This window comes from Klebsiella sp. FDAARGOS_511 (genome assembly GCF_003812845.1).
GTDB classification, from domain to species: domain Bacteria; phylum Pseudomonadota; class Gammaproteobacteria; order Enterobacterales; family Enterobacteriaceae; genus Klebsiella; species Klebsiella grimontii.
Genome location: NZ_CP033824.1, coordinates 3738679 through 3753061, shown reverse-complemented (window position 1 = coordinate 3753061; position 14383 = coordinate 3738679). Strand labels below are relative to the sequence as shown.

14 protein-coding genes and 1 pseudogene are annotated in these 14383 nt (G+C 56.9%); 7 read left to right on the top strand and 8 right to left on the bottom strand.

Features of this window, described 5'->3' with window-relative positions:
• Positions 1 to 49: 49 nt before the first annotated feature.
• Positions 50 to 178 (bottom strand): hypothetical protein, encoded by a 129-nt coding sequence (locus tag EGY08_RS31335; protein WP_305955025.1) that lies wholly within the window; start codon positions 176 to 178, stop codon positions 50 to 52.
• Here EGY08_RS31335 and EGY08_RS19140 point away from each other — a divergent pair.
• Entirely contained in the window at positions 178 to 738 is a 561-nt protein-coding gene (locus tag EGY08_RS19140) for a DsbA family protein (RefSeq protein WP_049113389.1), read from the top strand. The two genes, EGY08_RS31335 and EGY08_RS19140, sit on opposite strands and share 1 nt — an antisense overlap.
• Positions 739 to 798: 60 nt before the next feature.
• Entirely contained in the window at positions 799 to 1665 is an 867-nt protein-coding gene (gene yghU / locus EGY08_RS19135) for a glutathione-dependent disulfide-bond oxidoreductase (RefSeq protein WP_123828763.1), read from the top strand.
• Positions 1666 to 1700: 35 nt separating this feature from the next.
• On the opposite strand, the gene yghX is transcribed toward yghU, so the two are convergent.
• The 4 genes from yghX to exbB all read right to left on the bottom strand — a co-directional run bounded on the left by yghX (position 1701) and on the right by exbB (position 4550).
• On the bottom strand, positions 1701 to 2588 hold the full coding sequence (gene yghX / locus EGY08_RS19130) for a YghX family hydrolase (protein ID WP_049113392.1): 888 nt from the start codon (positions 2586 to 2588) through the stop codon (positions 1701 to 1703).
• A 161-nt stretch (positions 2589 to 2749) separates the two neighbouring features.
• Positions 2750 to 3244 carry a TIGR00645 family protein gene (locus EGY08_RS19125; RefSeq protein ID WP_004105804.1) on the bottom strand — a complete coding sequence of 165 codons (495 nt, stop codon included), beginning with the start codon at positions 3242 to 3244 and terminating at the stop codon, positions 2750 to 2752.
• A 142-nt stretch (positions 3245 to 3386) separates the two neighbouring features.
• Positions 3387 to 3812: a TonB system transport protein ExbD gene (gene exbD, locus EGY08_RS19120; RefSeq protein ID WP_004125236.1), complete on the bottom strand. Its 426-nt coding sequence runs from the start codon at positions 3810 to 3812 to the stop codon at positions 3387 to 3389.
• Between the two features lie 6 nt (positions 3813 to 3818).
• Positions 3819 to 4550 carry a tol-pal system-associated acyl-CoA thioesterase gene (gene exbB, locus EGY08_RS19115; RefSeq protein WP_004125237.1) on the bottom strand — a complete coding sequence of 244 codons (732 nt, stop codon included), beginning with the start codon at positions 4548 to 4550 and terminating at the stop codon, positions 3819 to 3821.
• A gap of 251 nt (positions 4551 to 4801) precedes the next feature.
• Here exbB and metC point away from each other — a divergent pair, with 251 nt between their 5' ends.
• Together metC and yghB are read left to right on the top strand one after the other, a co-directional pair.
• On the top strand, positions 4802 to 5989 hold the full coding sequence (metC, locus tag EGY08_RS19110) for a cystathionine beta-lyase (protein ID WP_004125240.1): 1188 nt from the start codon (positions 4802 to 4804) through the stop codon (positions 5987 to 5989).
• 132 nt (positions 5990 to 6121) lie between these two features.
• On the top strand, positions 6122 to 6781 hold the full coding sequence (gene yghB / locus EGY08_RS19105) for a DedA family general envelope maintenance protein YghB (RefSeq protein ID WP_004125241.1): 660 nt from the start codon (positions 6122 to 6124) through the stop codon (positions 6779 to 6781).
• 44 nt (positions 6782 to 6825) lie between these two features.
• Here yghB and EGY08_RS19100 read toward each other — a convergent pair whose 3' ends face one another.
• Positions 6826 to 7725, bottom strand: a complete 900-nt coding sequence (locus tag EGY08_RS19100) for an AraC family transcriptional regulator (RefSeq protein ID WP_004125243.1) — start codon at positions 7723 to 7725, stop codon at positions 6826 to 6828.
• A gap of 196 nt (positions 7726 to 7921) precedes the next feature.
• Between EGY08_RS19100 and yqhD the strand changes: the two genes are divergently transcribed.
• The 3 genes from yqhD to EGY08_RS19085 all read left to right on the top strand — a co-directional run bounded on the left by yqhD (position 7922) and on the right by EGY08_RS19085 (position 10599).
• Positions 7922 to 9085, top strand: coding sequence for an alcohol dehydrogenase (yqhD, locus tag EGY08_RS19095; protein ID WP_123828762.1), 1164 nt, complete (start codon positions 7922 to 7924; stop codon positions 9083 to 9085).
• Between the two features lie 132 nt (positions 9086 to 9217).
• Positions 9218 to 10045 (top strand): 2,5-didehydrogluconate reductase DkgA, encoded by an 828-nt coding sequence (gene dkgA, locus EGY08_RS19090; protein ID WP_049113394.1) that lies wholly within the window; start codon positions 9218 to 9220, stop codon positions 10043 to 10045.
• Between the two features lie 98 nt (positions 10046 to 10143).
• On the top strand, positions 10144 to 10599 hold the full coding sequence (locus EGY08_RS19085; RefSeq protein ID WP_004125248.1) for an HIT family protein: 456 nt from the start codon (positions 10144 to 10146) through the stop codon (positions 10597 to 10599).
• 95 nt (positions 10600 to 10694) lie between these two features.
• On the opposite strand, the pseudogene EGY08_RS19080 reads toward EGY08_RS19085, so the two are convergent.
• Both EGY08_RS19080 and ftsP read right to left on the bottom strand, forming a co-directional pair.
• A pseudogene (locus tag EGY08_RS19080) lies at positions 10695 to 12920 on the bottom strand (YgiQ family radical SAM protein); the annotation flags it as partial.
• Positions 12921 to 12950: 30 nt separating this feature from the next.
• Positions 12951 to 14363: a cell division protein FtsP gene (gene ftsP / locus EGY08_RS19075; protein WP_004125252.1), complete on the bottom strand. Its 1413-nt coding sequence runs from the start codon at positions 14361 to 14363 to the stop codon at positions 12951 to 12953.
• Positions 14364 to 14383 lie beyond the last annotated feature (20 nt).

Below are 14383 nucleotides of genomic sequence, written 5' to 3'. Positions count from 1 at the left end.
CGGGCAGTTGGCGAAACAAAACTCCCTCTTCTTATCCTGCCGCAGGCACTTACCAGACAGAGGTGGAGTGATGATACCACTCATTCGATTCGCTAATCGTGCCCTTAAGGAAAATAAGCCTGCGCCGCCGGGCAAAAGTGATATCGTTATTTGAGATAAAAAAAACAGGAGTCGACAATGAGCACACCTTCGCATCTGACTGCCCAACCGCTGGTCTGGGGGCATGGCCCACGCACCTTTGAGGTGTTCCTCGAACCCACCTGCCCTTTCTCCGTGCGCGCCTTTAATAAGCTGGATGATCTGCTGGATGAAGTTGGCGCGGATAACGTGACGATCAAAATTCGTCTCCAGTCCCAGCCCTGGCATCTGTTTTCCGGCGTCATCGTGCGCTGCATTCTTGCCGCTTCCACCTTGCCGCACGGCCGGGAGCAGGCGCATAAGGTCCTTAAAGCCGTCGCCGACCACCGTGAAGAGTTTGAGTTTACCGACCACTGTAGCGGGCCAAACATGGACGTCACGCCGCAGCAGATTATCGAGCGTATCGAACGCTATAGCCACGTTTCGCTGGCTGCGGCGTTTGCCCGCCCGGAGCTGCAAAACGAGATCAAATGGCACAGCAAGTACGCCCGCCAGAACGGCATTCACGTGTCGCCGACCTTTATGGTTAACGGCCTGGTGCAGCCGGATCTCGGCAGCGGCGACGACGTCAGCGTATGGGCCGCGCGGATTCTGGCTTAGACCGGCGCACCGAAAGGTTAGCGCCACGACTTCAACACCTCACTAAAAAGGCAGATCAGCATGTCAGAGAAGAACTACCAGCCACCGAAAGTGTGGGAATGGAAGCAAAACAACGGCGGCGCATTCGCCAATATCAACCGTCCCGTCTCCGGCGCAACGCACGATCGGGTGCTGCCGGTGGGCGCGCACCCGCTTCAGCTCTATTCGCTGGGGACGCCCAACGGGCAGAAGGTGACCATTATGCTGGAAGAGCTGCTGGCGTTAGGCATCAGCGGCGCGGAATACGACGCCTGGCTGATTCGCATCGGCGAAGGCGATCAGTTCTCCAGCGGCTTTGTCGAGGTTAACCCGAACTCGAAAATCCCCGCGCTCCGCGACCACTCTACCACGCCGCCGACCCGCGTTTTTGAATCCGGCAGCATCCTGCTCTATCTGGCGGAAAAGTTTGGCTTCTTCCTGCCCAAAGATCCAGCAGGCCGCACTGAAACCCTCAACTGGCTGTTCTGGCTACAGGGCTCGGCCCCGTTCCTCGGCGGCGGCTTTGGCCATTTCTTCAGCTATGCGCCGGTGAAAATCGAATACGCGATCGACCGCTTTACGATGGAAGCCAAACGCCAGCTTGACGTGCTCGACAAGCAGCTTGCCCGCGGCCGTTTTGTGGCGGGAGAAGAGTACACCATCGCCGATATGGCCATCTGGCCATGGTACGGTAACGTGGTGCTGGGGAACGTTTATAACGCCGCCGAGTTCCTTGATGCCGGTAGCTATAAAAACGTGCTGCGTTGGGCGCAGGATGTTGGCAATCGCCCGGCCGTACAGCGTGGACGCATGGTTAACCGCACCTCTGGCCCGCTCAACGAGCAGCTTCACGAGTGCCATGACGCCAGCGACTTCGACACGCAAACCGAAGATAAACGCCAGGCTTAGCACCCATGCCCGCCGGAGGCTTCAGCCTCCGGCTTTTAGCGCAGATACTTCTCAAACCATGCCAGCGTGCGTTGCCAGGCGAGCTCAGCCGCGGCCCGGTCGTAGCGCGGCGTGGAATCATTATGAAAGCCGTGGTTAACACCCTGATAAATATAGGCCTCGTAGACTTTATGGTGTGCCTTCAGCGCTTTTTCATAGGCGGGCCAGCCTTCATTAATGCCGCTATCCAGTCCTGCATAATGCAGCAGCAGCGGCGCGTTAATTTTATCGACCTCATTCAGCGGCGGCTGGCGACCGTAAAACGGTACCGCGCAGGCCAACTCGGGGAGCGCTACCGCCGCCGCGTTGCTGACGCCGCCGCCGTAGCAAAATCCGGTGATGCCGACCTTCCCCGTCGCCTGCGGGTGCTGGCGCATAAACGTGACCGCCGCAAAGAAATCATTCATCAGCTTCACGGGATCGACCTTCTGCTGTAGCGCGCGGCCTTCATCATCGTTACCGGGATAGCCGCCGACGGAGCTCAGGCCATCCGGCGCCAGCGCGATATAGCCCGCTTTCGCCACCCGCCGGGCAACGTCTTCAATATAGGGATTCAGGCCTCGGTTCTCATGCACCACCACCACGGCGGGCGCTTTGTCGGCTATTTTCGCCGGCGTCACCAGATAGGCCCGCACTTCACCATGGCCGTCAGGAGAGGGATAGCGCATATACTCCGGGCGGATATCCGGGTCAGTAAACGCCACCTGCTCCGCCAGAGCATAGTCGGGCTTCAGCAGGTTAAACAGCGCCAGCGCGGTCATCCCGCCGACGGTATACTTCCCCGCCAGCTGGAGAAACTCGCGTTTGCTGATTTTGCCGTGGGCGTAGTAGTCATAGTACTCGAGCAGCTGCTGGGGAAAATCTTTGGCCGTGAGTCGCGTCATCACCCTTCCTCCGTTGTTAAGCGCTCTTTAAGCAAAGCAGAAGCGCGAACATGCGCCAGCGGCGAGGGGCAGAAATGGTGGATTTTGTTGGCCGGGTCAGGCGCAAGCCGCCACCCGGCAGAAAGACGAGCGCAATATCTAAAACAGCTCGATCATCAGCCTCAGTGTTTCACTTTGGTCAGACGATCGAGGTAGCCCATCACAAAGGCCGACAGCACAAAGGTCAGGTGGATAATGACGTACCACATCAGCTTATTGTCCGGGACGTTTTTCGCATCCATAAACACCCGCAGCAGGTGAATAGAGGAGATCGCCACGATGGAGGCGGCAACCTTATTTTTCAACGACGTCGCGTCCATTTTGCCCAGCCAGCTGAGTTTTTCTTTACCCTCGTTAATATCCAGCTGCGAGACAAAATTTTCATACCCGGAGAACATCACCATCACCAGCAGACCGCCCACCAGGGTCATATCCACCAGCGACAGCAGGGTCAGAATCATATCCGACTCACTGACGCTGAAAATATGCGGCAGTATGTGGAAGATCTCCTGAAAAAATTTGATCGTCAGCGCAATCAAACCGAGCGAAAGGCCAAAATAAACCGGCGCCAGCAGCCAGCGCGAGGCGTACATAGCATTTTCCAGAAAGCGTTCCATAAGATCCTGTCAGTTAACATAAACGGCCGCCATTATACCGCAACAGGGCAACGTTTATGCAACACTCGTCCAACAGGAGAGCAATTCGAGGAGATAAAAAAGGCCGGCGCAAGGCCAGCCTGGGAGATGAGTCGGTAAGGGGTTACTTCGCTTTTACGGTTTCTTCGCCTACCAGACCAATCTTCAGATAGCCCGCCTGGTGCAGGGTATCCATGACCTTCATCATCGTCTCGTAGTCTACGGTTTTATCTGCGCGGAAGAAGACAGTGGTATCTTTCTTGCCTTCGGTCAGGGCATCCAGGGACGTAATCATGCTCTCTTCGGTGATGGGGTCATTACCGAGGAACATGGTTTTGTCCGCCTTCACCGACAGGTAGATCGGCTTTTCCGGGCGCGGCTGCGGCTGGCTGGAAGACGCCGGAAGATTCACCTTCACGTCTACGGTGGCCAGCGGCGCCGCCACCATAAAGATGATCAGCAGCACCAGCATGACGTCGATAAACGGCGTCACGTTGATGTCGTGCATTTCACCGTTATCATCGAGGTTTTCGTTAAAATGCATGGCCATAAAGCATCAACCTACGCGAAGTTTCTGGGCGGTACGCACTGGCTTAACGCCGCTGGCGCTCAGGTCCAGATCGCGGCTTTGCAGCAGCAGAACCTGGGCGGCGACATCGCCAAGTGAAGCTTTGTAGCTGGCAATCATACGGGCGAAGATGTTGTAGATGACCACCGCCGGAATCGCAGCGAACAGGCCAATTGCCGTAGCCAGCAGAGCTTCCGCGATGCCTGGCGCCACGACCGCCAGGTTAGTGGTCTGGGTCTGGGCAATACCGATAAAGCTGTTCATGATGCCCCAGACGGTACCAAACAGACCAACAAACGGGGAAATCGCGCCGATGGTAGCCAGATAACCGTTGCCGCGCCCCATGTAACGACCCACCGCCGCCACGCGACGCTCCAGTCGAAAACCGGTACGCTCTTTAATGCCTTCGTTATCTTCAGAACCTGCGGACAGCTCCAGCTCGTTCTGCGCTTCGTTGATCAGTTGGGAGGTCAGGCTTTTCGCCTCGAACGCGTTAGCGATATCGCTGGCCTGGTCGAGAGAGCGTGCTTCTGCAACCAGCTGCTGTTCGCGCTTGAGGCGACGCTTGCTGGCCAGGATCTCTGCGCCTTTGCCGAAAAAGATAGCCCATGTGACTACCGACGCCAGAATCAGGCCGATCATCACTACCTTAACGACAATATCGGCATGATGATACATACCCCAAACGGAGAGATCCGCCTGCATCAAATTATTACCCACACTGTATCTCCAGGACGTAAATCACAAAATCTGCGCACAATAATATCAAAACGACATCGAATTGATAGTGGTTCTCATTAGTATTTACACTGTGCAGCAAATCACGATTATTTTCCTTGCGCTTACGCAGTAAAAAAGTTGCTGACCCCACCGTTGGTAAAATTTTTACCTGTATCCGCCGCGACCCGGTACATTAACGGGTATTCATGTTAGTTTAGACGTCCAGACGTATAAAAACAGGTTATCTGAACATGGCTGATAAACATCTTGATACTGCGCTGGTTCACGCCGGACGCAGCAAAAAATACACTCAGGGCTCGGTAAACAGCGTCATTCAGCGCGCCTCATCGCTGGTTTTCGACACCGTCGAAGCGAAAAAACACGCCACCCGCAACCGCGCCAAAGGCGAACTGTTCTACGGGCGTCGCGGGACGCTGACCCACTTTTCCCTGCAGGAAGCGATGTGCGAGCTGGAAGGCGGCGCCGGCTGTGCCCTTTTTCCCTGCGGCGCGGCGGCGGTGGCCAATACCATTCTGGCATTTGTCGAGCAGGGCGACCATATTCTGGTAACCAACACCGCCTATGAACCTACCCAGGATTTCTGCACTAAAATCCTCGCCAAACTCGGCGTCACCACCGGCTGGTTCGACCCGCTCATCGGCGGCGATATCGCCCGTCTGGTACAGCCGAACACCCGCGTGGTGTTCCTCGAATCCCCCGGATCCATCACCATGGAAGTTCATGATGTTCCGGCGATCGTCGCGGCGGTGCGCCGCGTCGCTCCCGAAGCCATCATTATGATCGACAACACCTGGGCGGCGGGCGTGCTGTTCAAAGCGCTGGAGTTTGGTATCGATATCTCCATTCAGGCCGGCACCAAATACCTGATCGGCCATTCCGACGCGATGGTCGGTACCGCCGTGTCCAATGAGCGCTGTTGGGCGCAGCTGCGCGAAAACGCCTATCTGATGGGGCAAATGGTGGATGCCGATACCGCCTATATGACCAGCCGCGGTCTGCGCACTCTGGCGGTGCGCCTGCGTCAGCACCATGAAAGCAGCCTGCAGATTGCCGAATGGCTGGCCCAGCATCCACAAGTGGCCCGCGTGAATCACCCCGCTCTGCCCGGCAGCAAAGGCCATGAGTTCTGGCAGCGCGACTTCACCGGCAGCAGCGGCCTGTTCTCTTTCGTGCTCAATAAACGCCTGACCGACGCCGAACTCTCTGCTTATCTGGACCACTTCAGCTTGTTCAGCATGGCCTACTCCTGGGGCGGCTTTGAATCGCTGATTTTAGCCAACCAGCCGGAACACATTGCCGCAATCCGCCCTGATGCTGAAGTTGATTTCAGCGGCACGCTGATCCGCCTGCATATCGGGTTAGAAAATGTTACCGATCTGCAGGATGATTTAGCGGCGGGCTTCGCGCGTATCGTGTAAAGTGACAGTCAGTGGCAACAATAGCGGACGTTTTTTAGAAAAACGGCCGCTTTAGTTGCGCCCGGGATCAAGGTGCCCGAGCCTCTTCAGGAGTACACTAGACAAAAAACACGGTACCACTTAGGAAAGTCCATGGTTGTCATTCAAGAAATTGTCGCCGCGCTGTGGCAGCATGATTTTGCCGCGTTGGCAAACCCCCACGTTGTGGGCGTTGTATATCTGGTCATGTTCGCAACCCTGTTTCTGGAAAACGGTCTGCTGCCCGCCTCATTTTTACCGGGCGATAGCCTGCTGCTGCTCGCCGGGGCGCTGATCGCCAAAGGCGTAATGGACTTTGTACCTACGGTCGCCATTTTAACCGCAGCGGCCAGCCTCGGCTGCTGGCTGAGCTATATCCAGGGGCGCTGGCTGGGTAACACCGTCACGGTTAAGCGCTGGCTTGGGCATCTGCCGCATAAGTACCATCAGCGGGCAACCTGCATGTTTGACAAACACGGCCTGCTGGCGCTGCTGGCCGGGCGTTTCCTGGCGTTTGTTCGCACCCTGCTGCCCACCATGGCGGGCATTTCCGGGCTGCCAAACCGCCGCTTCCAGTTCTTCAACTGGCTGAGCGCGCTGCTGTGGGTTGGCGTGGTTACCGGCCTGGGCTATGCGCTGAGCATGATTCCCTTCGTTAAGCGTCATGAAGATCAGGTTATGACCTGTCTGATGATTCTGCCTATCGCGCTGCTGATCGCCGGGCTGCTCGGTACGGTTATCGTGGTGATTAAAAAGAAATACTGTAACGCCTGATCGTTTGCCGGGGCGGCGCGGATTCGCCGCCCTTACATCGTTCGTCACATCCCCTGAATCGTTCTGATTCGCGCCGCATCTTCCCCCGGCGTCATGCCGAAATAACGCTTAAACTCGCGGCTGAACTGCGACGCGCTTTCATACCCCACCCGCATCGCCGCCGCGCTGGCCTTCATACCATCGTGGATCATCAGCATGCGCGCTTTATGCAGGCGATAGGTTTTCAGGTACTGCAGCGGGGAGGTGCTGGTGACTGATTTAAAGTTATGGTGGAACGCCGAGACGCTCATATTTGCTTCCGCCGCCAGCTGATCGACGCTGAGGTTTTCCGTGTACTGGCTTTCAATACGCTTCAATACGCGGCTGATCAGGCTGAAGTGGGTCTGCCGGCTGACCAGCGCCAGCAGCGCCCCCCCGCACGGCCCGGTCAGCACGTGATAAAGGATTTCGCGGATAATCTGTTTGCCAAGAATGCGCGCGTCCAGCGGGCGCTCCATTACGTCCAGCAAGCGCTCCGCCGCGCACAGAATCTCTTCGGACAGCACCGCGGAGTTAATCCCGCTCGACGCCATGGACGGCTGAAACTGCTCATCTTCGCCGATATCCATCAGCAGCTCTTGCAGTTGCAGAATATCGACATTCAGCCGAATCCCCGCCAGCGGCACTTCCGGGGTGGCGAAGGTTTCGCATTCAAACGGTAGCGGTACCGTCAGCAGCAAATACTCATTGGTGTCATAGCGAAAGGTACGCTCGTTAATGTAACCAATTTTATGCCCGGAAAAGAGAAAAACGATCCCCGGCTGATACATGACCGGCGTCCGTGTCCCCGGCTGGGTACCGTACAGCAGGCGAATATCCGGCAGCAGACCATTAAGCACTTCCTCTTTATCTTTCAGCTGATTAACCTTACTCGTTAGTAACTGACATATCTCAGCGCGGTTCATTTGGCGGGCCTCTGCGAACGTTTTTTTACCTCCGTATTGTGCGCACTTCCGGCGTATTTCTCCAGCCCCAAGGAGAAATGGGCAAGACAACGGCAGGAATGTGCATTGAGGGGAACGGGCGACGGGAACACAATGTCCGTCATCTGGCAGAGGTATCGTCTCTGTTGGCGGTTTTATCTATTTGAGGGCATCAGCCATGAATAATTTCGACCTACATACCCCAACCCGCATTCTGTTCGGTAAAGGCGCGATTGAAAATCTGCGCGATCAAATCCCGGCGGATGCTCGCGTGCTTGTCACCTACGGCGGCGGTAGCGTGAAGAAAACCGGCGTGCTTGATCAGGTTCTCAGCGCGCTGAACGGCATTGACGTCCGGGAATTTGGCGGCATCGAGCCCAACCCATCCTACGAAACGCTGATGAACGCGGTAAAAATTGCGCGTGATGAAAAAATCACTTTCCTGCTGGCGGTGGGCGGCGGTTCCGTTCTCGACGGCACCAAATTCATCGCCGCGGCGGCCCACTACAATGCCGATAGCGATCCGTGGGAAATCCTCGAAACCTACGGCAGCAAAGTGGCCAGCGCCATCCCGATGGGCTCCGTGTTGACGCTGCCGGCGACCGGTTCCGAATCCAATAAAGGCGCGGTCATCTCGCGCAAAACCACCGGTGACAAACGCGCGTTTATGTCCAGCCACGTCCAGCCGGTATTCGCCATCCTGGATCCGGTTTACACCTATACCCTGCCGCCGCGCCAGGTGGCTAACGGCGTCGTCGACGCATTTGTCCATACCGTTGAACAGTACGTCACCTATCCGGTCGATGGCAAAATTCAGGACCGCTTTGCCGAAGGCATTCTGCTGACCCTGGTGGAAGACGGCCCGAAAGCGCTGAAAGAGCCGGAAAACTACGACGTACGCGCCAATATTATGTGGGCGGCCACCCAGGCACTGAATGGCCTGATTGGCGCAGGCGTGCCGCAGGACTGGGCGACCCATATGCTCGGCCACGAGCTGACCGCCATGCACGGTCTCGATCACGCCCAGACCCTGGCTATCGTCCTGCCTGCGCTGTGGAATGAAAAACGCGACGTTAAACGCGCCAAGCTGCTGCAGTACGCCGCTCGCGTCTGGAACATCACCGAAGGTTCTGAAGAGCAGCGTATCGATTCCGCCATCGCCGCAACGCGTGATTTCTTCGAACAGATGGGTGTCCCGACGCGCCTTTCTGCCTACGGTCTGGATGGTAGCTCTATCCCGGCGCTGCTGGCGAAACTGGAAGAGCACGGCATGACCCAACTGGGCGAAAACCAGGATATTACGCTGGACGTCAGCCGCCGTATTTACGAGGCTGCACGCTAATCAACCTCCTCTCCGACGCGTAAACTCGCGCAAAGGAGAGGAGTTTAACTACCGTTTTTAGCTATTTCGTCCAGACTTAATGCTACCCCTCGGCGGATTTTATTCCGCTGAGTTCATTAACAGGAGGAAGGCATGACACATCCAACCGTTATAAAACTACACGACGGCAACCTGATGCCGCAGCTGGGGCTCGGCGTGTGGAAAGCAGGCAACGAGGAAGTCGTCTCCGCCATTCATAAGGCGCTGGAAGTCGGTTATCGCTCGTTTGACACCGCCGCCGTGTACCAGAATGAAACCGGCGTCGGCAACGCGTTAAGCAGCGCAGGCGTTCCCCGCGATGAGCTGTTCGTCACCACGAAACTGTGGAATGACGATCAAAAGCAGCCCAAAGAAGCGCTGCAGGAAAGTCTGAAAAAACTGAAGCTCGACTACGTCGATTTATATTTAATTCACTGGCCGGTTCCGGCAACGAACCACTTCGTCGACGCCTGGAAAAGCTTAATTGAGCTGCAGCAGCAGGGTCTGGCAAAAAGCATCGGCGTGTGTAATTTCCAGGTTCATCATCTGCAAAAAATCATCGATGAAACCGGTGTCGCTCCGGTGATAAACCAGATTGAACTTCACCCGCTGATGCAGCAGCGTCAGCTTCACGCCTGGAATGCGACGCATAAGATCCAGACCGAGTCCTGGAGCCCGCTGGCGCAGGGTGGCGAAGGGGTATTCGATCACAAAATTATTCGTCAACTGGCGGATAAATACGCTAAAACCCCGGCGCAGATCGTAATCCGCTGGCATCTGGACAGCGGCCTGGTGGTGATCCCGAAATCGGTGACGCCATCGCGCATTGCCGAGAATTTTAACGTCTGGGACTTCCGTCTTGATAAAGATGAATTAAGTGAAATCACTAAACTGGACCAGAACAAACGCCTGGGGCCAGACCCGGATCAGTTCGGCGGTTAATCTTCCCCGCTCCGTCGGATTTCGGCGGAGCATCGCTTTGCGGACCGGTTAAAACCACGTACATTGAGAGTTTGTTGCAATCAAATGGATGTGTGCTGATGAGCTGTATTTTCTGTCAAATTGTTGCGGGGAAAGCCCCCTGCCATAAGGTGTGGGAAGATGAACACCACCTCGCCTTTCTCTCTATTTTCCCTAATACCGACGGTTTTACAGTCGTGATCCCAAAGAAGCACTACCCCAGCTATGCGTTTGATATGCCGCCGCAGGCGCTGGCCGATTTGGTGCTGGCGACGCAGAAAGTGGCGAAGCTTCTGGATAAAGCCTTTGATGACGTGGGCCGTACGGGGATGTTTTTTGAAGGCTATGGCGTTGACCATGTCCACAGCAAGCTCAGCCCGATGCACGGCACCGGCGATATGACCCAATGGCGGCCTATCGAGTCGCGTCAGACTCAGTTTTTTGCGCAATACGAAGGCTATCTCTCTTCCCACGATCACGAGCGGGCGGATGATGAAAAGCTGGCGGCGCTGGCCGCCAGAATCAGAGAAGCATAGCCACATAACGGCTTTTGCCGTTGAGGCTTGGGCCCGGTAGCCTATAACCACCGGGCAAGAGATTAACGCCCTGCTTTTACCCGCTTTTTCTGGCCTGCCGGCGTCTGGCGCTGATGCGCCACCGGCGTATGCTTGGTTAGCGCCGGACGAGTATGGCGGTTCTGGCGACGCGCTTCGCGCATCTCGTCGATCGTCGGCGCCGGTACCAGGCAATCGCGACGGCTGCCGATCAGGTGCTTTTTACCCATGGTCTCCAGCGCCTGGCGAATCAGCGGCCAGTTGGCCGGGTCGTGATAGCGCAGCAGCGCCTTGTGCAGGCGGCGCTGTTTGTCGCCCTTCGGCACCACTACATCCTCACTCTTATAGCCAATCTTACCCAGCGGGTTCTTACCGGTGTAATACATGGTGGTCGAGTTCGCCAGCGGCGACGGATAGAAGTTTTGCACCTGATCCAGGCGGAAACGATGCTGCTTAAGCCACAGCGCCAGATTCACCATATCTTCATCCCGCGTCCCCGGATGGGCGGAAATAAAGTACGGGATCAGATACTGCTCTTTGCCCGCCTGCTTCGAATAGGTATCAAACAGCTGCTTAAAGCGATCGTAGCTGCCCATTCCTGGCTTCATCATCTTCGACAGAGGCCCCTCTTCCGTATGCTCAGGGGCAATCTTCAGATAACCGCCAACGTGGTGGGTGGCCAGCTCTTTAATATAGCGCGGGTCTTCAACGGCGATGTCGTAACGCACGCCGGACGCGATAAGGATCTTTTTGATGCCTTTCAGGTCACGGGCGCGGCGGTAAAGATTAATCGTCGGCTCATGGTTAGTGTCCATATGCGGACAGATATCCGGATAAACGCATGACAGGCGGCGGCAGGTTTGCTCGGCGCGCGGCGACTTGCAGCGCAGCATATACATGTTGGCCGTCGGACCGCCAAGATCGGAAATAATGCCGGTAAAGCCGGGAACCGTGTCGCGAATCGCTTCGATTTCATTGATGATCGAATCTTCGGAGCGGCTCTGAATGATGCGGCCCTCATGCTCGGTAATCGAGCAAAACGAACAGCCGCCAAAACAGCCGCGCATGATGTTAATCGAGAAGCGAATCATCTCGTAGGCCGGAATGCGGGCATCGCCGTATGAAGGATGCGGAACGCGCTTATACGGCAGGGCAAACACGCTATCCATCTCTTCAGTGGAAAGCGGAATAGCGGGCGGGTTAACCCAGATATAGCGTTCGCCGTGTTTCTGCATCAGCGCGCGGGCGCAGCCGGGGTTAGTTTCATGGTGCAGAATACGCGACGCGTGCGCGTAGAGAACCTTGTCGCCTTTCACCTTTTCAAAGGAAGGCAGCAGGACATAGGTCTTCTCCCACGGCTTCGGACGCGGCGGCTGTACGGTAACGCGCTTCGCTTCCTGTTTTGGCGGTGCGACGGTTTTGTTATCCGCGCACGGCAGATCTTCACCGTACGGATGCGGGATCGGATCGATTTTCCCCGGCGTGTCCAGACGCGTGGAGTCCACCCCGCTCCAGCCCGGCAGCGCTTCCTTCACCATGATCGCGGTGTTGCGAACGTCGCGAATTTGCCCGATAGGCTCGCCGGCGGCCAGACGGTGCGCCACTTCCACCAGCGGACGCTCGCCGTTGCCGAACATCAGCATATCGGCTTTAGAGTCCACCAGAACCGAGCGACGCACGGTATCAGACCAGTAGTCGTAGTGCGCGGTTCGGCGCAGGCTGGCTTCGATACCACCGAGGATCACCGGCACATCTTTCCACGCTTCTTTGCAACGCTGCGTATAAACCAGCGTGGCGCGATCCGGGCGCTTGCCGGCCACGTTCCCCGCCGTGTAGGCATCGTCATGGCGCAGCTTACGGTCAGCAGTGTAGCGGTTGATCATCGAATCCATATTCCCGGCGGTGACGCCGAAGAACAGATTCGGTTTACCCAGGCGCATAAAGTCGTTTTTATTATTCCAGTCCGGCTGGGAAATAATCCCCACGCGGAACCCCTGCGCTTCCAGCATGCGTCCGCAGATCGCCATGCCAAAGCTCGGGTGATCGACATAGGCATCGCCGGTAACCAGAATAATGTCGCAGCTATCCCAGCCAAGTTGATCCATCTCTTCTCGCGACATCGGCAAGAACGGCGCGGGGCCAAAGCAGGCGGCCCAGTACTGCGGCCAGGAGAAAAGGTCACGATCCGGTTGGATCAGGGATATTGCGCTCATATTGCTTCCGGGGAAATGATAAAAAAATAATCAAAAAGGGCGGCGATTATAAGCCGGAACGATGGAAGAAATGAAGGAGGTTTTTCCGATCCCGGCCGGTATGGGCCGGGACAGAATACATTACGGCGCCGGATTCACCAGAATCTGGCCAATAGAGCCACGGTCGGCAAGCTCCAGCGTCTGACTTAAGTACTGGAACGGGAAGTGCGGCCAGGAGGGCTGATTGTAATAGACCAGCAGCTCAACCTGACCATCGATCCAGACGGTATCCTTCCAGCCGCGATCTTCCGGGAACGGCGCGGAGCCGTTGACGTTACGCACCTGAAACATCACGCCTTCAATATGGAAGGACTGCGGCCGGTCGGCGCGCACCGTCCAGCGCTCCCAGGTTCCCTGCTGCGCCGTAATATCGATACGTTGCGGATCCCATAGCTGACCGTTAATACCCGGATCGTCACCAAGCGTGATATCGCGGCTGCGAATCGCCGCGCCAGCCAGAATCTCCGTCGGCAGCAAACGCACGGGCAGGCTATCGGTCACCAGCGGCAGCAGGCCCGTCGGGCGCAGCGTCAGAATCAGGGTGGAAATCAGGATGCTCGACGGTTCGAAGAAGCCGCGAATACGATCGACGATGCTGGCCGCTTCCCCGCAGGTGATCGATACTTCATCGCCGTTAGTCATATCGACCAGAATTTCACGACGCTCACCCGGCGCCAGCGACAGCTGCTTCAGCGAAACCGGCGCCGGCAGCAACCCCTGATCGCCGGAAATCACGTGCAGCAATCGACCGTCGCTCATCTGCAGCTGATAGCGACGGGAGTTGGACGCATTCAGCAGGCGCAGGCGCACCCAGCCGCGCGACACTTCCACGAAAGGCCCCTGAACGCCGTTCACCAGCAGCGTATCGCCAACGAACCCTCCGCTACCGGGCTCGCTATACTCAGGCGTACCGAAATTATCCAGACGCTTATCCTGAATAATCACCGGGAAATCATCCACGCCGTAGTGATTGGGGATCGGCAGATTTTTACTGACATCATCTTCCACCAGCCACATCCCGGCCAGACCGTTATAGACCTGTTTTGCCATATGGTTTGGCGTGTTGGCCTGATACCACAGCGTCGCCGCGCTTTGGCGGATTGGCAGTACCGGAGCCCAGTCGGCGTTGGCGGACATCATGCGCGCGGCGCCGCCAATCAGCGGACCGGGGACCTGCAGGCCGCGGATCGTCATCGCCACGTTTTCCGTCAGGCGGTTGCTGTAAATCAGCTTCACATCGTCGCCATTCCAGACGCGAATGGTTGGCCCCATATAGCGGCCGTTAATCCCCCACACCGATGCGCGGGTTCCGGGCGTAAACGACCAGTGCGCTCGCTGTAGCGTTAAAAATAGCGGCTGCCCGCGGCGGGACTCCAGCAGAGGAGGGATCGGCAGCGCAGGCTGCTGACCAGCGGCCTGTGCTTTCAGCGGCGCGGCGCCTGCGCACAGCGCTACGCCTGAAGCCTTAATGAACTGACGCCGACTGAGTGACATATTTACTCCATGAAATACTG

Excerpts from the sequence above, each read along its gene's own strand:
- yghU (WP_123828763.1), top strand. The coding sequence starts at position 799 with ATGTCAGAGAAGAACTACCAGCCACCGAAAGTGTGGGAATGGAAGCAA.
- yqhD (WP_123828762.1), top strand. The coding sequence starts at position 7,922 with ATGAATAATTTCGACCTACATACCCCAACCCGCATTCTGTTCGGTAAA.
- exbD (WP_004125236.1), bottom strand. The coding sequence starts at position 3,812 with ATGGCCATGCATTTTAACGAAAACCTCGATGATAACGGTGAAATGCAC.
- EGY08_RS19125 (WP_004105804.1), bottom strand. The coding sequence starts at position 3,244 with ATGGAACGCTTTCTGGAAAATGCTATGTACGCCTCGCGCTGGCTGCTG.
- metC (WP_004125240.1), top strand. The coding sequence starts at position 4,802 with ATGGCTGATAAACATCTTGATACTGCGCTGGTTCACGCCGGACGCAGC.
- EGY08_RS19100 (WP_004125243.1), bottom strand. The coding sequence starts at position 7,725 with ATGAACCGCGCTGAGATATGTCAGTTACTAACGAGTAAGGTTAATCAG.
- EGY08_RS19085 (WP_004125248.1), top strand. The coding sequence starts at position 10,144 with ATGAGCTGTATTTTCTGTCAAATTGTTGCGGGGAAAGCCCCCTGCCAT.
- dkgA (WP_049113394.1), top strand. The coding sequence starts at position 9,218 with ATGACACATCCAACCGTTATAAAACTACACGACGGCAACCTGATGCCG.
- yghX (WP_049113392.1), bottom strand. The coding sequence starts at position 2,588 with ATGACGCGACTCACGGCCAAAGATTTTCCCCAGCAGCTGCTCGAGTAC.
- EGY08_RS19140 (WP_049113389.1), top strand. The coding sequence starts at position 178 with ATGAGCACACCTTCGCATCTGACTGCCCAACCGCTGGTCTGGGGGCAT.
- ftsP (WP_004125252.1), bottom strand. The coding sequence starts at position 14,363 with ATGTCACTCAGTCGGCGTCAGTTCATTAAGGCTTCAGGCGTAGCGCTG.
- yghB (WP_004125241.1), top strand. The coding sequence starts at position 6,122 with ATGGTTGTCATTCAAGAAATTGTCGCCGCGCTGTGGCAGCATGATTTT.